Annotated in this window: 20 protein-coding genes; 12 read left to right on the top strand and 8 right to left on the bottom strand. The window is 69.4% G+C overall.

What is annotated here, in order from left to right; genetic code table 11:
• Positions 1–18 precede the first annotated feature (18 nt).
• Positions 19–558 (bottom strand): YbjN domain-containing protein, encoded by a 540-nt coding sequence (locus OG223_RS28665; protein ID WP_329254591.1) that lies wholly within the window; start codon positions 556–558, stop codon positions 19–21.
• 125 nt (positions 559–683) lie between these two features.
• On the bottom strand, positions 684–3,302 hold the full coding sequence (gene clpB, locus OG223_RS28660) for an ATP-dependent chaperone ClpB (protein ID WP_329254588.1): 2,619 nt from the start codon (positions 3,300–3,302) through the stop codon (positions 684–686).
• Positions 3,303–3,423: 121 nt separating this feature from the next.
• Between clpB and OG223_RS28655 the strand changes: the two genes are divergently transcribed.
• Positions 3,424–3,870: a pyridoxamine 5'-phosphate oxidase family protein gene (locus OG223_RS28655; protein ID WP_329254584.1), complete on the top strand. Its 447-nt coding sequence runs from the start codon at positions 3,424–3,426 to the stop codon at positions 3,868–3,870.
• 354 nt (positions 3,871–4,224) lie between these two features.
• Here the strand turns inward: OG223_RS28655 and OG223_RS28650 are convergent, their stop codons facing one another.
• Together OG223_RS28650 and OG223_RS28645 are read right to left on the bottom strand one after the other, a co-directional pair.
• Positions 4,225–4,560 carry a hypothetical protein gene (locus OG223_RS28650; protein WP_026151350.1) on the bottom strand — a complete coding sequence of 112 codons (336 nt, stop codon included), beginning with the start codon at positions 4,558–4,560 and terminating at the stop codon, positions 4,225–4,227.
• Between the two features lies 1 nt (position 4,561).
• The gene (locus tag OG223_RS28645) at positions 4,562–4,726 is read right to left on the bottom strand and encodes a hypothetical protein (RefSeq protein WP_329265933.1); all 165 of its coding nucleotides are present in this window, start codon (positions 4,724–4,726) and stop codon (positions 4,562–4,564) included.
• Positions 4,727–4,854: 128 nt separating this feature from the next.
• On the opposite strand from OG223_RS28645, the gene OG223_RS28640 reads away from it, so the two are divergent.
• From OG223_RS28640 to OG223_RS28630, 3 genes are read left to right on the top strand one after another with little or no spacing between them, the layout of a single operon-like run.
• A complete protein-coding gene (locus tag OG223_RS28640; RefSeq protein WP_329254581.1) occupies positions 4,855–5,892 on the top strand; it encodes a helix-turn-helix transcriptional regulator in 1,038 nt (345 codons plus the stop codon).
• The gene (locus OG223_RS28635) at positions 5,889–6,872 is read left to right on the top strand and encodes a helix-turn-helix transcriptional regulator (protein ID WP_329254578.1); all 984 of its coding nucleotides are present in this window, start codon (positions 5,889–5,891) and stop codon (positions 6,870–6,872) included. Before OG223_RS28640 ends, OG223_RS28635 begins: the two co-directional genes overlap by 4 nt.
• Positions 6,869–7,858: a helix-turn-helix transcriptional regulator gene (locus OG223_RS28630; protein ID WP_329254575.1), complete on the top strand. Its 990-nt coding sequence runs from the start codon at positions 6,869–6,871 to the stop codon at positions 7,856–7,858. Before OG223_RS28635 ends, OG223_RS28630 begins: the two co-directional genes overlap by 4 nt.
• On the opposite strand, the gene OG223_RS28625 is transcribed toward OG223_RS28630, so the two are convergent.
• Positions 7,821–8,879 (bottom strand): helix-turn-helix transcriptional regulator, encoded by a 1,059-nt coding sequence (locus OG223_RS28625; RefSeq protein ID WP_329254572.1) that lies wholly within the window; start codon positions 8,877–8,879, stop codon positions 7,821–7,823. The two genes, OG223_RS28630 and OG223_RS28625, sit on opposite strands and share 38 nt — an antisense overlap.
• 262 nt (positions 8,880–9,141) lie before the next feature.
• Here OG223_RS28625 and OG223_RS28620 point away from each other — a divergent pair, with 262 nt between their 5' ends.
• From OG223_RS28620 to OG223_RS28610, 3 genes are read left to right on the top strand one after another with little or no spacing between them, the layout of a single operon-like run.
• The gene (locus tag OG223_RS28620; protein ID WP_329254568.1) at positions 9,142–10,689 is read left to right on the top strand and encodes a circularly permuted type 2 ATP-grasp protein; all 1,548 of its coding nucleotides are present in this window, start codon (positions 9,142–9,144) and stop codon (positions 10,687–10,689) included.
• Positions 10,686–11,618 carry an alpha-E domain-containing protein gene (locus OG223_RS28615; protein WP_317882845.1) on the top strand — a complete coding sequence of 311 codons (933 nt, stop codon included), beginning with the start codon at positions 10,686–10,688 and terminating at the stop codon, positions 11,616–11,618. Before OG223_RS28620 ends, OG223_RS28615 begins: the two co-directional genes overlap by 4 nt.
• A 1-nt stretch (position 11,619) precedes the next feature.
• On the top strand, positions 11,620–12,462 hold the full coding sequence (locus OG223_RS28610) for a transglutaminase family protein (RefSeq protein ID WP_329254562.1): 843 nt from the start codon (positions 11,620–11,622) through the stop codon (positions 12,460–12,462).
• Positions 12,463–12,494: 32 nt separating this feature from the next.
• On the opposite strand, the gene OG223_RS28605 is transcribed toward OG223_RS28610, so the two are convergent.
• Positions 12,495–13,121: a Uma2 family endonuclease gene (locus OG223_RS28605; RefSeq protein WP_329254559.1), complete on the bottom strand. Its 627-nt coding sequence runs from the start codon at positions 13,119–13,121 to the stop codon at positions 12,495–12,497.
• Positions 13,122–13,258: 137 nt separating this feature from the next.
• Complete coding sequence (locus OG223_RS28600) at positions 13,259–13,717, bottom strand: ATP-binding protein (RefSeq protein ID WP_329254555.1); 459 nt, start codon at positions 13,715–13,717, stop codon at positions 13,259–13,261.
• Between the two features lie 230 nt (positions 13,718–13,947).
• Here OG223_RS28600 and OG223_RS28595 point away from each other — a divergent pair, with 230 nt between their 5' ends.
• The 4 genes from OG223_RS28595 to OG223_RS28580 all read left to right on the top strand — a co-directional run bounded on the left by OG223_RS28595 (position 13,948) and on the right by OG223_RS28580 (position 17,570).
• Positions 13,948–14,829, top strand: a complete 882-nt coding sequence (locus OG223_RS28595; RefSeq protein WP_329254553.1) for a helix-turn-helix domain-containing protein — start codon at positions 13,948–13,950, stop codon at positions 14,827–14,829.
• Positions 14,830–14,839: 10 nt separating this feature from the next.
• On the top strand, positions 14,840–15,022 hold the full coding sequence (locus OG223_RS28590) for a DUF397 domain-containing protein (RefSeq protein ID WP_329254550.1): 183 nt from the start codon (positions 14,840–14,842) through the stop codon (positions 15,020–15,022).
• Positions 15,023–15,108: 86 nt separating this feature from the next.
• A complete protein-coding gene (locus OG223_RS28585) occupies positions 15,109–15,498 on the top strand; it encodes an effector-associated constant component EACC1 (protein ID WP_329254547.1) in 390 nt (129 codons plus the stop codon).
• A 2-nt stretch (positions 15,499–15,500) separates the two neighbouring features.
• The gene (locus tag OG223_RS28580; RefSeq protein ID WP_329254544.1) at positions 15,501–17,570 is read left to right on the top strand and encodes a caspase, EACC1-associated type; all 2,070 of its coding nucleotides are present in this window, start codon (positions 15,501–15,503) and stop codon (positions 17,568–17,570) included.
• 7 nt (positions 17,571–17,577) lie between these two features.
• Here the strand turns inward: OG223_RS28580 and OG223_RS28575 are convergent, their stop codons facing one another.
• Positions 17,578–18,684 carry a sugar ABC transporter substrate-binding protein gene (locus OG223_RS28575; protein ID WP_329254541.1) on the bottom strand — a complete coding sequence of 369 codons (1,107 nt, stop codon included), beginning with the start codon at positions 18,682–18,684 and terminating at the stop codon, positions 17,578–17,580.
• A 296-nt stretch (positions 18,685–18,980) separates the two neighbouring features.
• On the opposite strand from OG223_RS28575, the gene OG223_RS28570 reads away from it, so the two are divergent.
• Positions 18,981–21,011: a PA14 domain-containing protein gene (locus tag OG223_RS28570; RefSeq protein ID WP_329254538.1), complete on the top strand. Its 2,031-nt coding sequence runs from the start codon at positions 18,981–18,983 to the stop codon at positions 21,009–21,011.
• Positions 21,012–21,061 lie beyond the last annotated feature (50 nt).

Here is a 21,061-nt window from a genome sequence, read left to right as displayed (position 1 = left end):
GAAAGGGGCCGAGGTGGTCTACTCCTCGTCGCCCTCGTCCTCGGGCTTCTCGGCGGCCTCGTCGACCTCCTCGGTGAGGCCGAGCTGCTCGACCAGCCAGCGGTCGAACTCGATCGCGGCCCGCACCCAGCTCACCGTCGAGGAGACGAAGTGGTTCAGGTCGACGCCGGTGCCGATCAGCATCTGCGCCTCACCGATCAGACGGACGGTGCCGTCGTCGTGGGTGTGGCTGTAGACCTTGGGCCACAGGGTGCGGCGGTTCCAGTCGTCGATGGACTCCAGCAACTGCGGCTTGGCGTCGATCTCGTGGGGACGGTCGTAGAACGTCCGCACCGAGAAGACGAGCTGGTCGTCCTCACCACGGAACATGAAGTACGTACGGAACTGCTCCCACGGCGCCGCGAGGTCACCCTCGTCGTCGACGACATACTTCAGCTCCATCTGCTCGAGGAGCTGCTTCACAAGGTCCTGATCCGGGACGACGGGGCCCGCCGGTCCTTGGGGGTTCGGCTCGGGCTGGCCCCCGAAGTTCGGAATCGAGGACGGGTCGATGCTCACCGTGTATTTCCCTTCGTACGGATTCCGCCATCCTCCCCCATCCGGGGAGGGGGGTGGCAACCCCTGCCGGGACTGTCCGCCCTGGGCTGACCTGATCCGGTCGGCCCAGGGCCCTACGGTGCCACCTACAGCGTCTTACCGGTCGCCGGCCCCACAATCAGCCCGTCCCCGAACGCGTCCACCCGGACCGTGTCCCCGTCCTTGACCTCACCCGCCAGGATCTCCTTGGCGAGGCGGTCGCCGATCGCCGTCTGGACGAGGCGGCGGAGGGGGCGCGCGCCGTACGCCGGGTCGTTCCCGTTGTCGGCGAGCCAGGTCAGGGCCTCGTCGCTGATCTCCAGGGTGAGGCGGCGTTCCGCGAGGCGCTTGGCCAGGCGGCCGATCTGGAGGGCCGCGATACGGCCCAGTTCCTCCCGGTCGAGAGCCGAGAAGACCACCATGTCGTCCAGGCGGTTGAGGAACTCCGGCTTGAAGCGCTGCCGCACCACCTGCAGAACCTGTGCCTTCTTCTCGTCCTCGCCCGTGTCCGGGTCGATCAGGAAGTTGCTGCCCAGGTTCGAGGTGAGGATCAGGATCGTGTTGCGGAAGTCGACCGTGCGGCCCTGGCCGTCGGTCAGGCGACCGTCGTCCAGTACCTGGAGCAGGATGTCGAAGACCTCCGGGTGCGCCTTCTCCACCTCGTCCAGCAGGATCACCGAGTACGGGCGCCTGCGCACCGCCTCCGTGAGCTGACCGCCCTCCTCGTAGCCGACGTAGCCGGGAGGCGCGCCGACCAGCCGGGCCACGCTGTGCTTCTCGCCGTACTCCGACATGTCGATGCGGACCATGGCCCGTTCGTCGTCGAAGAGGAAGTCGGCCAGGGCTTTGGCGAGTTCGGTCTTGCCCACGCCCGTCGGGCCGAGGAAGAGGAAGGAGCCGGTGGGGCGGTCGGGGTCCGCGATGCCCGCGCGGGTGCGTCGTACCGCGTCGGAGACGGCCTGTACGGCCTCCCGCTGGCCGATGAGGCGGCGGCCCAACTCCTCCTCCATGCGCAGGAGTTTCTGGGTCTCGCCCTCCAGGAGGCGGCCTGCGGGGATGCCGGTCCAGGAGCCGACGACGTCCGCGATGTCGTCGGGGCCGACGTCCTCCTTCACCATCGTGTCCTTGGAGCCCCCGCCGGAGGCGGAAGACGTCAGCGCCTCCTCCTGCGAGGCCTCCTCCAAGTCCCGCTCCAGGGAGGGGATCTCGCCGTAGAGCAGCTTGGAGGCCGTGTCGAAGTCGCCGTCGCGCTGGGCTCGTTCGGCCTGGCCGCGCAGTTCGTCGAGCTTCTCCTTCAGCTCGCCGACCCGGTTGAGGGACTGCTTCTCCTTCTCCCAGCGGGCGTTGAGGCCGCGCAGTTCCTCCTCGCGGTCGGCGAGGTCGCGGCGCAGCTTCTCCAGGCGCTCGATCGAGGCGGCGTCCTTCTCCTTGTCGAGCGCCAGCTCCTCCATCTTCAACCGGTCGACGGAGCGCTGGAGTTCGTCGATCTCCACCGGGGAGGAGTCGATTTCCATCCGCAACCGGGACGCCGCCTCGTCGACGAGGTCGATCGCCTTGTCGGGGAGGAAGCGGGAGGTGATGTAGCGGTCGGAGAGGGTCGCGGCGGCCACCAGCGCGCTGTCCGCGATGACGACCTTGTGGTGCGCCTCGTAGCGTCCCTTCAGGCCGCGCAGGATCGCGATCGTGTCCTCGACGGACGGCTCCGCGACCAGCACCTGCTGGAAGCGGCGCTCCAACGCCGGGTCCTTCTCGATGCGTTCGCGGTATTCGTCCAGGGTCGTCGCGCCGACCATGCGCAGCTCGCCGCGGGCGAGCATCGGCTTCAGCATGTTGCCCGCGTCCATCGAGGAGTCGCCGCCGGCGCCCGCGCCCACGACGGTGTGCAGCTCGTCGATGAAGGTGATGACCTGGCCGTCGGAGTCCTTGATCTCGGCGAGGACGGTCTTCAGCCGCTCCTCGAACTCACCGCGGTACTTCGCACCCGCGACCATCGCACCGAGGTCGAGCGAGACCAGCCGCTTGTTCTTCAGGGACTCGGGCACGTCCCCCTTCACGATCCGCTGGGCCAGCCCTTCGACGACGGCGGTCTTGCCGACGCCGGGCTCGCCGATGAGGACGGGGTTGTTCTTCGTGCGGCGGGACAGCACCTGGACGACCCGCCGGATCTCCTGGTCCCGCCCGATGACCGGGTCGAGCTTGCCCTCGCGGGCGGCGGCCGTGAAGTCCGTACCGAACTTCTCCAGCGCCTTGTACTGCCCCTCGGGGTCGGGTGTGGTCACCCGGCGCCCTCCCCTGCTCTTCTGGAACGCGTCCAGCAGCTTCTTCGCACTGGCCCCCTGCTGGGAGAGTACGTCCCCGGCCGCACCGCCCTTCGCGGCGATCCCGATCAGCAGGTGCTCGGTCGAGAGATAGTCGTCGCCGAGCTCCTTGGCGCGCTCGTCGGCGTCCGCGAGCACCGCGAGCAGCTCACGGCTGGGCTGCGGGGGCGCGACGGTCGACCCGGTCACGCTGGGCAGCGCGGCGAGCACCCGCTCGGCCCCGGACCGTACGGCGGCCTGGTCGGCTTCGACGGCGGCCAGCAGGTCGGTGATGTTCTCGTTGTCCTCCCCCGCGAGCAGCGAGAGAAGCAGGTGGGCCGGGGTCAGGTCGGCGTGCCCCCCGGTCACGGCTCGTTTGCTGGCCGCGTTGATCGCGTCCCGGCTCCTGTTGGTCAGCTCGGCGTCCACGTTCCGGTGCTCCTCCTCCTACGGCCTTCGTACACGGACTGACTCCGTCAACGTGCACAAAGTTGAGTCTATTCCACTCAAGGCGGTGGCGGGGAGGTTCGGGGGACTAAGTTCCGGGACCATGGCCGCATATCCGGTGGACCCGGGCGATCCCGACCCGTCGTACCTCACCTTCTGGCAGGAACGGCACCTGTGCACCCTCACGACCCCGCGCCCCGACGGCAGCCCGCATGTCGTTCCCGTCGGAGTGACATACGACCCGGAGGCGCGACTGGCTCGGGTCATCGCGAACAAGTCGAGCAGGAAGGTGCTGAACGTGCTGTCGGCCGGCCCCCTCGGAGCACGGGTCGCCGTGTGCCAGGTGGACGGGCGGCGCTGGGCGACGCTGGAGGGCCGGGCCTCCGTACGCACGGAACCCGACCGGGTCGCGGAGGCGGAGCGCCGGTACGCCGAGCGCTACGGGCGGACACCGTCACCGAACCCGTCCCGCGTGGTGATCGAGATCGAGCTGACACGGGCGCTGGGGCCCGTCCGGCGGATCGGGTCGCAGGAAAGCAACGGTGACTGACCGGCGTCGGCGCGCGGGGTCCGGTGCGCCCAACCGCAAGGCGGAGCAGGAAGGCGACGCGGAGCGACGGGGGTCCCTCCCGGTCGAGCGAAGCCGAGACCGGGGGAGACCGACGACAGCGCCACAGGTGGGCGTGCCGGACCCCGCGTCTGCGGCATGACCCGTCGGACAGGCCCCAAGGAAGGGCTGAGCGGACGGCCCATGAGGCGCCGAGGCGATCACTTCCGGCCACTGACGCAGGGCCCATACCCGCACATTCCGCACAAACTGCAGCGGCGTCACCGTGTTCAGGTCACGGTGACGCCGCTGCGGGGGGAAGCACCTGAGCGATCTTGTTACGACGGGGGAATCGCGTCAGGCACTGCGGGGGGTGGCTGAGATGGTCTGGATGTCGGGGGCATCCGTCTCCACCAGCCGGTGGTCTCGCTGGTCCAGATTCACAAAGATCATTCCGTACCGGATGGCGCATCGCACTGGCTGCGGCGCCCCCCGAGGCCGCCGCAGACACCGGTACGCCCGGACGTCCTCGTCCTCGTCCCGCGTCACCACGACCGGCTCGCCGAACACGGTCACCATGAGCGAGTCACCGCTGTGGGGGATCGCGGTGGCCAGATCGATGAAGTGCCAGCCCGAGCGGTAGGCCGTGGCCATCTCTCGGCGGAAGCTGCGGTCGTCGGGAGGTGTCGTCATGTCACGACCATTGGGTGTCGCCGGGTGTGGCCACGACGTCGTCGACGGCCGCGTCGGCCTGCACCGACGACCATTGGGTGTCCCCCGCCCGCGTGTCGCTCTTCGCACCAGAGAGGCCACTCAGCGTTCCGAAGGCCACAACGGCGGAGAAGGCGGCGACAAGCACCGAGCGAAGCATTCTCTTACGCATAGTCGGCTTCGTCCTCACTTGAAGGTCCCCTCTTCCCCCGTCTGATAAGACGATGGCTCATTCAGGCACGTCATGACCACACAATGAGTGCATCATGTTCCTGCATGTTCAGGACCCTGGGGGGTGGAGATTTGACTATAAATCCGACAGAAGAGACACATCCCCACACCATCGCTGAACTGTGTGAGGAAGGAAGACGCGTATATGCCAACGCACTACGCACGGGACGCGTAGCCCGCGCGGATGTGGCGGACGCCCCCTGCCTCATGGAGTTCGCCCTCCTGCACGCCGATCCGGACGACGAGAACTGGCTCCGGCCGGTGCCCCCCTCGGTGGCGCTGTCGCTGCGGCTCAACCCGCTGGAACGCGAGATCTCCGAGCGCAGGCGCACGTCCATGGAGCTGGCCGAGGTCTTCGAGCCGTTCATGACGCTCACCGCGCAGGGCTCGACCCCGGAGCACTCGATCACCGTGCTGGAGGGCCTCGACCGCATCAACGGAGCACTCGACCTGGCCACGGACCAGTGCCGCAACGAGGTACTGACGGTCCAGCCCAGCGTCCGCCACCCCGAGCGCCGGATCATGGAGGGCCTGGAGCGCGACAAGACCCTGACCGACCGCGGCGTACGGATCCGGACGCTGTACCAGCACACCGCCCGGTACATCCCGGAGCGGCTGGCCTACGTGGACCAGTTCGCCAACGGCAAGGTGGAGTACCGCACCATCGACGAGCTGGTCGAGCGCCTCGTCATCTGTGACGAGACGGTCGCCTTCATCCCGATACGCGACGACCGCCAGGTCGCCCTGGAGCTGCGGCACCCGGGGCTGGTGAGCTACCTGATCAAGGTCTTCGAGTTCATGTGGAGCCGCGCGGTCCCGCTGAGCGCCGGCAGCCCCTACGAGACCGCCGCCGACGGCATCACCGACATCCAGCACTCCATCGCCAAGCTGCTCGTCGAGGGCCACGTCGACGAGGCCATCGCCCGGCGCCTGGGCATGAACGTGCGCACCTGCCGGGCACACATCGCCAAGCTCGCCACGGCCCTGGGCAGCGGCAGCCGCGCCCAGCTCGGCTTCCTCATAGCCCAGTCGGGGATCCTGCAGCAGGACCAGCCGGCGCAGGAGGGAGAAAGCGGACCGTGACCGAGGCACACACGCACGGAGCGGAGGACCTGTGCGCGGAAGGCCTCAGCCTGTACGTCCGCGCGCTGCGCGACGGCCGGGCCCCCGCAGACGAAGCGGACAAGGCACCCTGCCTGGTCGACCTCGGCCTGCTGCATCCCGACGTGGGGGACCCCCACCACCTGCGGCCGGTCGCCCCCGCCGCCGTCCTGCACCGTCTGCTGCGGCGGTCCGCCGAGCGCATCGCGGACGAGCGGCGCCGCGAGGAGCGCCTGGAGAGCGCCTTCGCGCCGCTGCTCCAACTCGACGGCTCCCGTACGGCGGACACGGCGAACCCGACGCTCACCGTCCTCGGTGACAAGGACCGCATCAACCAGGCGATCACCGAGGCCATGGCGGACGCCACGGACGAGCTCCTCGCCATCCAGCCCAACGTCGGCCCTCGCAATCACGAGGCACAGGCCGTCGCACTCGTCCGCGACCAGGCCCTGCTCGACCGCGGCGGCCGTATCCGCACCCTCTACCAGCACACCCAGCGCCACAGACCCCTCGTCCTGGCCCGCTACGAGCAACTGCGCGGCGACGCCGAGGCCCGCACCCTGGACGAGGTCACCGAGCGGCTCCTGGTCATCGACCGGCAGGTGGCGTTCATCCCCGCCAGCAGGGACCGCAGCCTCGCCCTGGAGGTCCGCCACCCCTCGCTGATCGACTGGTTCGTCACGGTCTTCGACCGCCTCTGGCATCTCGCCGTCCCGATGTACCCCGACGCCGTCCAGCGTCCTTCCCTCAACGGCATCAGCCAGCGCCAGCGCGCCATAGCGGGCCTGCTCGTCGAGGGCCACACCGACGCGGTCATCGCCGACCGCCTGGGTATGAACATCCGCACGGCCCGCGTCCACATAGCCAAGCTGGCCGCCAGCCTCGGCAGCGAGAGCCGGGCCCAACTCGGCTATCTCATCGCGGAGTCGGGAATCCTCAAGCGGGAAGGAGCCGCGCGGTGAACACGCCGCCGCACCCCGAGCACGGCGTGGAAGACCTGTGCGCGGCGGGGACCGAGGTGTACGAACAGGCCCTGCGCGAAGGCCGGGTGAGCGGCGCCGAGGCCGAACGGGCGCCCTGTCTGGTCGACTTCGGCCTGCTGACCCACTCCGTGACGGACCTGCTGACACTGGAGCCGGTCGCCCCCGCGGTCGCCTTCCACCGAATGCTGCGGGCCATGGAGGACCGCGTCGCCGAGGAGCGCCGGCGCGAGCAGCGGCTGGCGGAGACCTTCGAACCGCTGCTGCGGATCGACGGCCGCCGCGCGGGCGCGGAGCGGATCCCCACGCTCGCCGTGCTGAGCGGGCTGGACCGGATCGGCTCGGCCATCACCGCGGCGATGGCGGCCAGTTCGGGCGAGGTGCTGGCGATCCAGCCGCACATCACGCACACGACCTACACGGCGCCCGAGTTCCACGCCGAGGCACTCGCCCGCGACCAGGCCCTGCTGGACCGCGGCGGCCGTATCCGCACGCTCTACCAGCACACCCTGCGCCACGCGCCGTCCATCGTCGCCCGCTACGAGCGGCTGCACGGCAATGTCGCGGTCCGCACCCTGGACGAGATCCCCGACCGTCTCATCGTCATCGACGGCGCGGTGGCCTTCCTCCCGGCGAACGAGGACCGCACCCTCGCCCTGGAGGTCCGCCACCCGTCCCTGGTGGCCTTCTGCGTCACGGTCTTCGACCGCCTCTGGCACCTGGCCACCCCCATGTACCCGGAGCGGGTCCACCAGCCCTCCCTCAACGGCATCAGCCAGCGCCAGCGCGCCATAGCGGGCCTGCTCGTCGAGGGGCACACCGACGCGGTGATCGCGGTCCGCCTGGGCATGAACATCCGTACCGCCCGGGTCCACATAGCCAAGCTCGCGGCCACCCTCGGCAGCGAGAGCCGGGCCCAACTCGGCTATCTCATAGGGCGGTCGGGGATTCTTGATCCACCGGCGTGAGCTGCACGGGCACGTCCGGCAGCCGTGACGCGGTGCCGTCCAGGCCCACCTGGGCGATGCGCACGCCGAGTTGGGTACGGCTGGCCGCGCCCAGCGTCTCCGACAACCGGGCGATATGGGCGCGGCAGGTCCGCACGCTGATCCCCAGCCGTTCCGCGATCACCGCGTCCTGGTGGCCGTCCGCGAGCAGGGCCGCGATGGACTGCTCCCGGTGCGAGATGCCCTCGATGCCGGTGTCCGGCAAGGGGGCGGCGACCGGGATCGCCAGGCGCCACAGGCGGTCGAAGACCGTGACGAAGTAGTCGATCAACGCGGGGTGGCGCAGCTCCAGGGCCATCGTGTGGTCGGCGTTGGCGGGGATGAAGGCGACCGTGCGGTCGAAGAGGATCAGCCGGTCGACGACCTCGTCCAGGGTGCGCGCCTCGACCGCGTCGCCCATCAACTCCAGGTAGTTCAGGAGGCCTTGGCCGTGCCGGGCCACGTGGGTGTAGAGGTCGCGCATCCGGACCCCGCGCGAGCGCAGCGCCACCGCCCGGTGCAGGCCCTCCGTGAGCTCCGGTTCGCGGCGGATGCCGCCGGGCTGGACGGTGAGGACCTCGCTCGTGCAGGCCTCCGTCGCGTCGTCCATCGCCGCCTGTATGCGCGAGAGGCCGTCCAGGACACGGATCGCGGCGCCCTCCAGGGAGCCCGGCGCCGCGGCGGACGCCTGCACCCGGCGGCCCAGACCGGCGTACCGCTCGAAGGCCTCGACCGCCGAACCCACCCGCCGGTGGCTCTCGCTGACCTCGTCGTACACCCCGCGCAGCAGCCGGGTCATGACCTCCTGCGGGGAGGTCGGCACCAGCCAGGCCATGTCGTCGGGGTCGGGGTGGAGGAGGGCCAGCTCCAGCAGGCACGGCACCGGTTCGGCGTCCGTGCGCGGCACCCGGCCCCGTCGTACGGCCCGGGAGTACACGCGCTCCCCGGCGTCGCAGAGTCGGTCAGCACCGTGTGGATGCTCGTCCGTCCCGTGCCCGGCCATCGCCCATCCCACCCCCGGTTCCCGGCTCTTTGCAGCGCAACTATGCGCGGAGCGGACCTGCTCCGCAACACGGCTCCCGCTCGAACAGACCCCGAAAACCTCCGGTATCATCCACTATCTCCCGGCCTCCGAGCCTCACCTTGCAACAAGCTGGGGGGTGTCCGGCCAGTAGCACCCAGTCCCTCGCCGTATCACTTTCCGCGTGAGCTGCCGGAAATCACTCAGAGATCGCCGTGTTACGTACCGCACTTAACGTCCCCTCATGGCGGACATATTTGACGCATACGCATTGGCCGATGCGTGGGACGAGATGTTTGTGCGGCCGGGTGAGGTCAGAACCGCCTACGAGCCGGTACTGGCGGCACTCCAACCGATCGAGCCGAGTGAACTGCGCTTCCGCGCGGACCAGATGGCCCGCGCGTTCACCGACCGCGGGGTGACCTACGCCTTCGCGGGCGAGGAACGGCCCTGGCCACTGGACCTGGTGCCGCGGATCATCGACGCGCTGGAGTGGGATCTCATCCAGCGCGGAGTGGCCCAGCGGGTAAGAGCACTCGAGGCCTACCTCTCCGACGCCTACTCCCACTGCCGCGCCTTCGAGGACGGGGTCGTGCCCTGGCGGCTGCTCCTCAACTCGGCTCATTTCCATCGGGCCGCGCAGGGCGTCGAACCACCGGGCGGGGTCCGCATCCACGTCGCCGGCATCGACCTCGTCCGGGACGAGGCCGGGGACCTTCGGGTGCTGGAGGACAACGTGCGGGTCCCCAGCGGGGTGTCGTACGTCATCGAGAACCGCCGGGCCATGACGCGGATCTTCCCCTCCCTCTTCGCCGAGCAGCACGTGGTCCCCGTCGACGGGTACGCGGGGCGGCTGCTGGCCGCGCTGCGCGCCGCCGCGCCCGCCGGGACGCAGGACCCCCGGGTCGTGGTCCTCACCCCGGGACCGGGGAACGCCGCCTACTTCGAACACGCCCTGCTCGCCCGGCTGATGGGCGTGCAGTTGGTGGTCGGGCACGACCTCACCTGCCGCAACAACCGGGTGTGGATGCGCACCACCCGCGGCGAGGTGCCCGTCCATGTCGTATACCGGCGGCTCGACGACGACTTCCTCGACCCGCTGCACTTCCGCCCCGACTCGGTGATCGGCTGCCCGGGCATCATGAACGCCGCGCAGGCCGGGAACGTCACACTCGCGAACGCGGTAGGCAACGGCATCGCGGACGACAAGCTCCTCTACACCTACGTCCCCGACCTCATCCGCTACTACCTCTCAGAGGAACCGATTCTCCCCAACGTGGAGTCGTACCGCCCTGACGAGCCCGGCCAGTTGGAGGCGGTCCTCGACCAGATCGAGCACCTGGTCATCAAGCCGGTCGACGGCGCGGGCGGCCAGGGCATCGTCATCGGCCCCAAGGCGGACACGAAGACCCTCGAACGCACTCGCAAAGCCGTCGCCGCCGACCCGCGCGGCTGGATCGCCCAGCGCCCCGTCGCCCTGTCCACCTCCCCCACCCTCGCGGGTGAACGCATGGCACCGCGCCACATCGACCTGCGCCCGTTCGCCGTGAACGACGGCACCGACGTCTGGGTGCTGCCCGGCGGCCTCACCCGCGTCGCCCTCCAGGAGGGCAACCTGATCGTCAACTCCAGCCAGGGCGGCGGCTCCAAGGACACCTGGGTGCTCGCCGAGGGACCCGCCGAGCACCCCGAGCCACTGACCCCGAACGGCGGACTGCCCGAGGTGGCACCCCGCCAGCACGGCCCCGACGGCAACCCCACGGTCGTACAGGAAGGGGCGCAGCAGCAGTGAACGACGTGATCCTCTCCCGGATAGCCGAGGCCCTGACGTGGACGGGCCGTTACGTCGAGCGCGCCGACACCACCGGACGCATCCTCGACGCCTATCTCCACCGCATGCTGGAGGACCCCTGGCGCGACGAGGACGTGGCCTGCCGGTCCCTGTACGCGATCCTCGGCGTCGACGCGGGCGGTGAACGCGTGGACATGCAGCAGGTGTTGGACCAGCTCGCGTTCGACGCCCGCTCGACCTGTTCCATCGAGGGCGCGCTCGGCGCCGCCCGCCTCAACGCCCGCAGCGCCCGGGAGGCCGTCTCCTCGGAGATGTGGGAGTGCCTCAACTCCACCTGGCACGCCCTGGCCGACCAACGCCTCGCGGCCCGCCGTACCGGCCCCTACGCCTACCTCGAACTCGTGCGCAGACGCGCCGCGTTGTTCTTCGGCCTCGCGGACTCCACGATGAGCCGTGACGACAGTTGGCGTTTCGTCGTCCTGGGCCGCAGCCTGGAGCGGGTGGACATGACCGTACGACTGCTGTCGGTACGGGTGTTGGACGCGGCGCACGCGCCCGACTGGACGACGCTGCTCAGCGCGAGCGGTGCCGACGAGGCGTACGCGCGCGTGTACGGCGGTTTCGGCGACACCCCTCGCGTGGCCGAATTCCTGCTCCTGGACCGGGACTTCCCGCGCTCGGCGCTGCACGCGCTGACGACGGCCGAGGAGTGCCTCACGGCGCTGGGCCGGCAGCGCCAGGACCCCGCGCGCCGCCCCATCGGCCGGCTCCGCACCCGCCTCGAATATCTGGACTCGCACGCCTTGGAAGAACAACTGCCCGCCCTCCTCAAGGACTTGCAGCACGCCTGCATGGACTCGGCGGAGGCGGTCGCGGAGTTGTTCTTCCCGTACCAGGGCCCCGTCGAGTGGGCCCAGGAAGGAGCCTGAGATGACCCGTAGGCTTCGCATCCGCCACACCACGCGCGTGTCGTACGCCCAGGCGGCGGTGTCCTCCCACAACGAGGTGAGGATGACCCCGCTGACGCTCCTCGGCCAGACGACACTGGACGCGCGCGTCACGGTGAACCCCACGACACCCACCTGGTCGTACTGGGACTACTGGGGCACCCAGGTCACCGGCTTCGACCTGATGGACCCGCACGCGGACCTCACGATCACCGCGTCGAGCCTGGTCGAGACCTCCCCGCCGGAGCTGCTCGGCCCCTCCCCCACCTGGCAGGAGATCACCGAACGCACCACGAACTCCCGCCTGTTGGAGTTCATCGGCCCCACGGTCCGTACGACGGTCCCGCCCAAGCTGCTGAAGAAGGCGCGCAAGGCGGCCGTAGGACTCGATCCGCACGAGACGGCCGTGGCGGTCTCCGCGCTCGTCGCCGACCGGGTGGCGTACCTCCCCGGCGTCACCGGCGTGAACACCTCCGCCACCGAGGCCTGGGAACAGGGCGCCGGCGTCTGCCAGGACATAGCGCACGTCACCATCGCCCTGCTGCGGGGCCTCGGTCTGCCGACGCGCTACGTCTCCGGTTATCTCCACCCCGAGCGCGAAGCGGAGCTGCACCGCCCGGTGGCCGGCCAGAGCCACGCCTGGATCGAGTACTGGGCGGACGACTGGTGCGGCTACGACCCGACCAACCGCACCCGCCCCGACGAGTCCCACGTGGTGGTCGGCCGGGGCCGGGACTACGACGACGTGACCCCGCACAAGGGGATCTACCGGGGAGTGGCGGGCGGGCCGCCCGAGGTGACGGTGGAGTTCACGCGGGTGGCATAGCCCCCGGGGTCATGCCGGGGTCGTGCCCCGTCTCAGCCCCGCTTCGGGCCGGTGATCGCCTCGCCGATCACGAAGCCCTTGGCGGGGCCGTCCGGGATCTCGACCTCCGTGCCGTAGGGGACGCGGTGGATGTCCTCCCAGTCGGCCTTGTCGGGGCGGGGGCCGGTGAAGAGGGTTACGGCGCCCTGGCCGTCGTAGTCGTCGATGAGGACGTACATGGGGATGCCGGCGCGGGCGTATTCGCGGCGCTTGCGGATGCGGTCTCGGTCCTGGTTGCGTTTGCCCGGACTGACGACTTCGACGACGAGGTGAAGCGCCTTGGCCTCTACCCCCAGGCCGTCTTCATCTGCGTACGGGTCAAGGTCTTCGGGGGCGACAAAGGCGTCAGGGATCCATCCCTTGCGTTTGTGGATGACGTTGGCGTCCTGATGGCAGGCGTACTCGCCGTCTTCCAGAAACCTGTCCAGCGCCCGACGCAGACGATTGATGATCTGCGCGTGGGACAGACGACCAGTGGGCGACACCTCGATGGCTCCCTCGATGATTTCAGCGTGGTAGCCCTCGGGGAGTTCCATGGCTTTCCATGCCTGCCACAGGACCTCGTCCAGCTCGGGTCCGTTCTCCGACAGGGACACGGACTCGGTCCTGGTCTCAGTCATGGTCTCGGGCCTCTCGTGCGCAAGAGCGGTCATGGCGGCATCACCTCCTCAAGTGTGGGCTTGGCGTCCCTCGGGGCACAAGCGACGCGATCACGGTAGGTACGGCAATAGGGCTGACCAGGGGTAATAAACCCGCTTCACCCGTTCGAGTGGAGGCGGAACGATCCACGGTCCCCACCCAGCTCGAACCACACCCCCTTCGCGAACCGCCCCGCCCTCTCGTCCGCGACGCCCCACGTGTCCGCCATCTCCGCGACGAGCGTGAGACCCCTCCCCCAGCAGGCGATCGCCCCGGCCGCGGGATGCGTGACAACAGGCGGGTCGGGACTCTCGTCGAAGACGCTGACCCGGAAGCGGGCCGGGGTGAGGCGGAGGCGGATCATCGCGGAGCCCTTCGTGTGCAGGTGGACGTTGGTGACGAGTTCCGAGGTGCACAGGGCCGCCGGCATGACGAGGGGTTCGCGGTCGTGGGTGAAGAGGACGGCGCGCACGAAGTCACGACAGACGCGGGGTGCGGTGGCGTCGGCGGGGGCGAACAGGCTGTAGTCGTGGGTCAGTTGGGCGGGCCGGTGAGGGGCTCGGCGGGCTGGGTCCACGGGGAGCGGCTCCTTGGGGTGAGGGGTGGTCGGACCTGGCGATGGCGTCGCCCTCGGGGCGCGGGTGCTCTGTCGGCTTATGGGCAGGGGGAGTTGAGCGGCTCCGCAGTGTTATCGGCGCCACACACAAGGTAGCCATAAAGGGTTCTCGCGAGCAACCTATTCGGGAGATCCGGTGGACTAACTCCCCCACGCGGGGCAGACTTTGGAGCGATCGACGAGGAGAACCCGTGGGACTGCGCACCAACATCAGCGAACGACAGCACCGACTCGGCATCGAGCTCAAACAACTGCGCGAACAGGCCGGGTTGACCACCAGTGAAGCCGCCGAGCGGATCGGCATGACGCGCGGACAACTGGGCCACATCGAGGCCGGCCGGACCTCGGTCCTCACCGAGCGACTGCTCGACCTGAGCCGCGTATACGGTTGCCCGGAGGAGCCCTATATCGAGGCGCTGGTCGCCATGTCCGAGTCCAACGGCAGAGGCTGGTGGAGTGCGTTCAGGAAGCACATGGGGCCCCACTCCCTGAACCTGGCCGAACTCGAATCAGCGGCCGTGGCCATCAGGACGCACGAGCCACTGTTCATCCCTGGGCTCTTCCAGACCGAGGACTACACCCGCTCCATCTTCACCAGCTCCGACCTCGGCTTCGCGAACATCGAGGAAGGGCTGAGGTTCCGCATGGAACGGCAGAACATCCTGACGCGCGACAGCCCGCCGTCCGTGCACGCCGTCATCCACGAAGCTGCGCTGCACATGCGATTCGGAGGCGCCGAGGTCGCCCGGGAGCAGTTGCTGCACCTGATCGAACTGGCGCGCCTGCCCAACGTGACCATTCAGGTCTATCCGTTCACCGCTCAGGCGAACGCCGCCCTTACAGGCAACTTCGCACACGTCGTCCCCGCGAACCCGAAGTTGGGCACCGTCGTGGTCGAACAGCTCCTGGGCTCGCACTACTTGGTGCAGTCGCACCAACTTGAGGAGTACGACTCCCTGTTCGCCCGAATCGTAAAAAACGCCCTCGCACCTGTCGACGTATCGTTGGCCCCCGAAACACACTCGGTGAAGGACTCGCTGGCCCTCATCCAGCATGTGCTCTACACCCTCTGAGGAGGCACGGATGCCCGAACTGCACTGGCAGAAGTCGTCGTACAGCGGCGGCCCCGAGGGCAATTGCCTCTACGTCGCCCCCACCCCCGACGGAACGATCCGCCTCCGCGAGAGCGACGCCCCGGACGTCATCCTGGCCGCCGCGCCCGAAGGGCTCGCCGCCCTCCTGAGGCACCTCAAGTCCCCTGGCTGAGACCCGGCGAGGTACATCGACTTCCCGGAAAATCACCGGGCAGGCATCATGGCTCACCACACTGGGAGTTACGGGGAAGGTGTGCCATGGACGTGCTGCTGGGACTGGCCCCGGACGGTGACACGGACCGCGAGGAGAACGAGCGGTTCGTGTCCAGGGTCCGGGCCGAGCTGCGGGGTCTCGACATCGACGCGCTGCGGGTGCAGGCGTCGGTGTCCAGCGACGTGCCGCCCGAGGGGGCGAAGGCCGTCGACCCGGTGACGGTGGGCGCCGTGGTGCTGGCGCTCAGCGCCTCGGGCGGGGTGCTGCCCGCGCTCGTCGAGACCCTGCGGGACTGGCTCGGCCGGCAGTCCGCCCGGCACCGCGTCTCGGTCACGATCGACGGCGACACCATCGAACTGGAGCGGGCGTCCGCCGACGAACGCCGGGAACTGGTCGACGCGTTCGTCCGCCGGCACGGATCGGGTGCCGAGTAGCCGTGGAACGCAGACTGGCCCTCCTGATCGCCAACTACACCTACGAGGACGAGGGGTTGCGCCGGCTGACCGCGCCCGCCCACGACGCGGAGGCGCTCGCCGAGGTGCTGCGCGACCCGGACATCGCCGGGTTCGACGTCACGATCCTCGTCAACGAACCCCACCACCGCATCGGCGAGGCGGTCGGCGCGTTCTTCCACGACCGCCGCCACGACGACCTCATCCTGCTGTACTTCACCGGCCACGGCCTCAAGGACGACGAGGGCCGGCTCCACCTCGCCGCGGCCAACACCCGCCGCGACAACCTCCTGTTCACCTCACTGCCCGCCGAACAGATCGACCGGGCCATGAGCGGCTGCCTGTCGCGCCGCCAGGTGCTGATCCTCGACTGCTGCTACAGCGGCGCCTTCCCGGCCGCCGCCCGGCTCACCAAGGGCGACGCCGACGTGCACACCCTGCAACGGTTCCAGGGGCGCGGCCGTACGGTGCTCACCGCCTCCGACGCCACCCAGTACTCCTTCGAGGGCGACCAGGTCAGCGGCAGCGCCCCGCAGTCCGTCTTCACCCGCCATCTGGTGCTGGGCCTGCGCGACGGCGGCGCCGACCTCGACGGCGACGGGGACATCACCCTCGACGAGCTGTACGCGTACGTCCACGACCGGGTCGTCGACGAGATGCCGCGGCAACGGCCCAAGAAACAGGACGACGTCGAGGGCCGGATCGTCATCGCCCGGAACGTCAACTGGGCGCTGCCCTCCCATCTTCGGCACGCCCTGCGCAGCCCGATCGCGACGGACCGGCTCGGCGCGGTGGAGTCCCTCGCGCACCTGTACCGCACCGGCAACGAGACGGTACGCGGCCTCGCGGAGGAGGAACTCCGGCACCTGACGGAGGACGACAGCCGCAGCGTGTCGGGGGCGGCGGCCTCCCACCTCGGGGACCGGCCCGTCGCCGAGGCCGCCCCGGTACCGCCGGCCGCCGCCCCGGTACCGCCGCCGGTATCCGCCCCAACGCCCGCCCCCATCAAGGCCGTTCCGCCATCAGCCGACCCAACTGCCGTGCCCGTCAAGGCCGTTCCCCCGCCCGCACCCGCACGCCCGGCGCCCGGCACCGCGTTGTGGAGCTTCCAGACCGACAACTGTGTCCGGTCCACGCCGACCGTGGTGGACGGTGTGGTGTACGTGGGCGGCGACGGCGGCTCCCTGCACGCCGTGGACGCCGCCACCGGACAGCGGAGGTGGAGCCGCGCGCTCAACGCAGGACCCGTGCGGTCGACCCCGGCCGTCCGCGGCGAGCTCGTGTACGCCACCGCCGGCCGGTCCCTGTACGCGACCGACACGGGCACCGGAGAGGAGCGCTGGGACTTCGGCGAGCGGCGGGCCGACACGTCCGCGACGGTGGGAGTCGTCGGCGACCGGGTGTGCGTCGGGAGCAGCGGCACGTTGTACGTGCTGGACGCCGAAACAGGAACCAAGCACTGGGGATACGCCGTGGGCATGACACCGCATCGCTGGGTGGTCATGGACGGTCCGCTGGCGATCGTCGGCAACACGGGCAACCGCGTGTACGCCATCGACGCGTACGCCCAGCGGCGGAAGTGGGGCACTCGCCTCGTCGACAGCCCCGTCTCCGGCGCCTCGGCCCTGTCGGACGGCCACCTCTACGTCGGCAACCGGCGCGGCGAGGTGCACGCCCTCGACACGTCGGACGGGCAGCGGAAGTGGCGCCACGACACCGGCAGCGCCATCCAGGCCGCCCCCACGGTCGCGAACGGCACGGTCTACGCGGGGAACGACGACGAGCGCCTGTACGCCCTCGACGCGGCCACCGGCGAGGTCAAGTGGCGCTTCACCACCACGGGCCCGGTCCGCACCACCCCGGCCGTCACCGGCGCCACCGTCCACTTCGGCAGCGACGACGGCTTCGTCTACGCCGTGGACACCGTCACCGGCCGGGAGCGCTGGCGCTTCCCGACCGGCGGTCCCGTGGTCTCCTCGCCCGTCGTCGTGGGTGGAGTGCTGTACGTGGGCAGCGACGACACCCGGCTCCACGCCATCGAGGCCGGCGGGTGAACCGGCCCTACTTCAGCCCGGCCGCCTCGCAGTCCGACTTGAACGCGGCCGTGCAGATGTCGGAGATCTTGTAGATCCCGTCCGCGACCACCGTCGATTTGATGTTGTCCTTCGTCAGCGCGACCACGGACACCAGCTGGGCCGGGATCTTCTTGTTCGTGGGGCTGTCGACCGTGTCGCGGGTGAGGGCGTCGAACTCGATGTCGTGGCCCTGGATCAGGGACACCGCCATCTTCGCGGCGGCCTCGGCGAGGTCGGGGTACGGCTTGTAGACGCTCATGTACTGCTCGCCGGTGACGATCCGCTGCACGGCGGTGAGTTCGGCGTCCTGGCCGGTGACGGGCGGGATCTTCGTCAGGCCCGACGCCTTCAGGGCCTTGATGATGCCGCCGGCCATGGCGTCGTTGGCGGAGTACACCGCGGCGATGTTGTTCTTGCCCAGCTTGCCGATCGCCTCGGTCATCTCCTTCTGGGCGATGTCCGGGTCCCAGGCCTTGGTGTTGTAGCTCTCGGCGATCGTCACCTTGCCCTGTAGCTCGGACAGCGCCCCGCCCTTGAACACCGCGGCATTGGGGTCGGTCGGCGAGCCGTTGATCATGACGATCTTGTCGGAGGTGTCCACGTTGCCGCCCAGCGCCTCGACCAGGGAGCGGCCCTGCACCTCGCCGACCAGCTCGCCGTCGAAGGAGACGTACGCGTCGATCGGCCCCTCGGCCAACCGGTCGTAGGCGATGACCGGGATGCCTGCGGTCTTGGCCTTCTTCACCATGGTCCGGATGGCGTGCGAGTCGACGGCGTCGAGCACGATGATGTCGACCTTCTCGTCGATCATCTTCTGCATCTGCCTGTCCTGCGTGGCCGCGACGCCGCCGGCGTTCTCGTACTCGGCCTTGCCCTTGTTCGCGGTGAGTTCCTGGATCTTCGCCTTCATGATCGGGAAGTCGAACTCCGCGTACCGCGTGTTCGTCTTCTCGGGCATCAGTACGCCCACCGTGATGTCGTTGCCCTTGGCCGGAGTCTCCTCCGCGCTGCTCCCTGAGGAGTTGAGCACGCCACAGGCGGCCAGCGGGAGGGCCAGCGAGGACGCGGCCACGGATATGGCGATACGACGCATTGGGGTGCTCACTTCTGGTGCCGTCCGGACGAGGGTGCAGCATTGCAACCCAGGTGACTGAAAAGCCAACGCGGCTGCGACCACCGGCGTCAAGCGGAACCGCTTAACGAGATGGCAACAGCACGTTCCGTTTGGTATGTGGAGGTGCTGAGGAATCCCATCCAAACGCTCTTTACGGACCCTTCACTCAACGGGAGTTCATGAACGGGCAAAGATCAGCACAACCAAGTCCGTTCCTCACGAGTCGTGATCGTCAACGGCCGTCTGTCGCCGTGTCCGATCCGACTGGGAGACGCATGAACCGAGCCCGACACGCGACGGCCACCGCCGTCGTATTCTCCGTCGCGGGCGGCCTGCTCGCCGGCGCGACCGCGAGCGCCTCCGCCGCCACGACCTGCAACTCCCCTGTCTACAAGCGGCAGTTCTTCGCGAACACCACTTTCTCGGGCACCCCGAAGAAGACGGACTGCGACAACGCGATCGACCAGACCTGGACCGGCGCCCCCGCCACCGGCCTCCCCAAGGACAACTTCGCCGTCCGCTGGTCCGTGACCCGCGACTTCGGCTCCGGCGGCCCCTTCTCCTTCGCCGCCAGCGCCCAGGACGGCATCCGCGTCTACCTCGACGGCACCCGCAAGATCAGCCTCTGGAAGAACACCTCGACCACCGCCAAGAAGACGGTGAACCTCACCGTCCCCAAGGGCAAACACACCCTCCGCGTCGACTACGTCAACTGGACCGGCAAGGCCAACGTCAAGTTCGCCTACGCACCCAGGACTTCGGCCACCGTCGACAAGGTCAAGCCGCTGGCCCCGACGGGTGCTTCAGTGACGTACGACACCACCACCGGCAAGGCCAAGCTCACCTGGTCCAAGAACAAGGAGATGGACCTCGCCGGGTATCACGTCTACCGGCGCCTCAAGGACGCCTCCTTCGGGAGCAGACCGCTGGCGACGACCACCGCCACGTCGTACACGGGTACCGCGCTCCCGAAGACGGGCGACACCTACTACTACGAGGTCCGTGCCTACGACAAGGCCGGCCGCGAGTCGACCGGTAGCGCCGACCAGGGTGTCACCACCGTCGACACGACAGCTCCCGCCGCGCCCACCGGCGTGGAGGACAACTGGGCCATCGGCGATGTCACCACGGCCCGCCTGTACTGGGGGTCGAACACCGAGTCCGACCTGGCCGGTTATCGGGTCTACCGGTCGACGGCCTACCCCGTCGCCGTCACCGCCGCCAACCTGGTGAGCGGCCCGACTCCGATCAGCGACAGCGCCTACGTCGAGGACCTGCCCACGACCGGCGAGACCTTCTACTACGTCGTCACCGCCGTCGACATCCACGGGAACGCCTCACCGCGCTCGGGCACGGCCGAGTACTCGTCGAAGGACATCGACACCGTCGCCCCGGTCTACGCCCCGGACGACGTGACGGCCGTCGACGGGGAACGCGGCGTCACCCTGAACTGGACCTGGAGCACGGACGCGGACGACGACATCGCGTACTTCTCCGTCTACCGGGACGGCGTCGGACTCGCCGGCGACACCGCCGGAGAGTCCTACACGGACACCGAGATCGAGCGTTCCACGACGCACACCTACTGGGTCCGCGCCGTGGACCGGCACGGCAACATCGGCCCCGTCTCGAACTCGGTCACCATCGACCATGTCGGCGACTACACCGCCCCCGCCGCGGTGACCGGCCTGACCGCGACGCCGAGGGGGTACGGCATCCGGCTCGACTGGGACGACAGCCCGGCCGAGGACTTCGCCGACTACCGGATCCACCGGGGTGTGTACGTCGACGGCGCCTGGACGTACACGGACATCACCGACACCCTTCCGTTCGGCAGCATCTGGTCCCAGAACCGGGACGTGAGCCTGCCCGACGGGGAGAAGCTGCGGTACGTGGTCGTGGCCGTCGACCACGACGGCAACACCCTGGATCTCGGTTCCGCCGCCGGCGTCGAGGTCACGGAGCTCGACATCGTGCCGACGGAGACCTACGCGGACGAGTCCGCCTCGGGTGCCCTGTACGTGGACGCGACGGACATCGCCCAGGGTCCCGACATCCGGCTGGACTACAACGCCCAGCGCGACCCGAACGGCACCGCGACCGGCTTCAACGTCTACCGCTGGGACACCTCGACCGGCACCTACACGCTGCTCACCGACACTCCCGTCGGGCTCGGCGACGGCTACTCGGACACCGGTGCGCCCACCGACACCACCGTCTTCTACAAGGTCACCGCCGTGTACACGGACGGCACCGAGGCAGAGACGGTCGGCGACCACGTGTTCCGGATCGGCACCTCCGCGTAGGCACGAACGGAAGGGGCCCGGAGGTCGGTGAACCTCCGGGCCCCTTCGGG

Source organism: Streptomyces sp. NBC_01478 (genome assembly GCF_036227225.1).
In the GTDB taxonomy this organism is placed as follows: domain Bacteria; phylum Actinomycetota; class Actinomycetes; order Streptomycetales; family Streptomycetaceae; genus Streptomyces.
The sequence above is the reverse complement of the archived record's forward strand: the minus strand, read 5'-3'. Positions and strand labels throughout refer to the sequence as shown.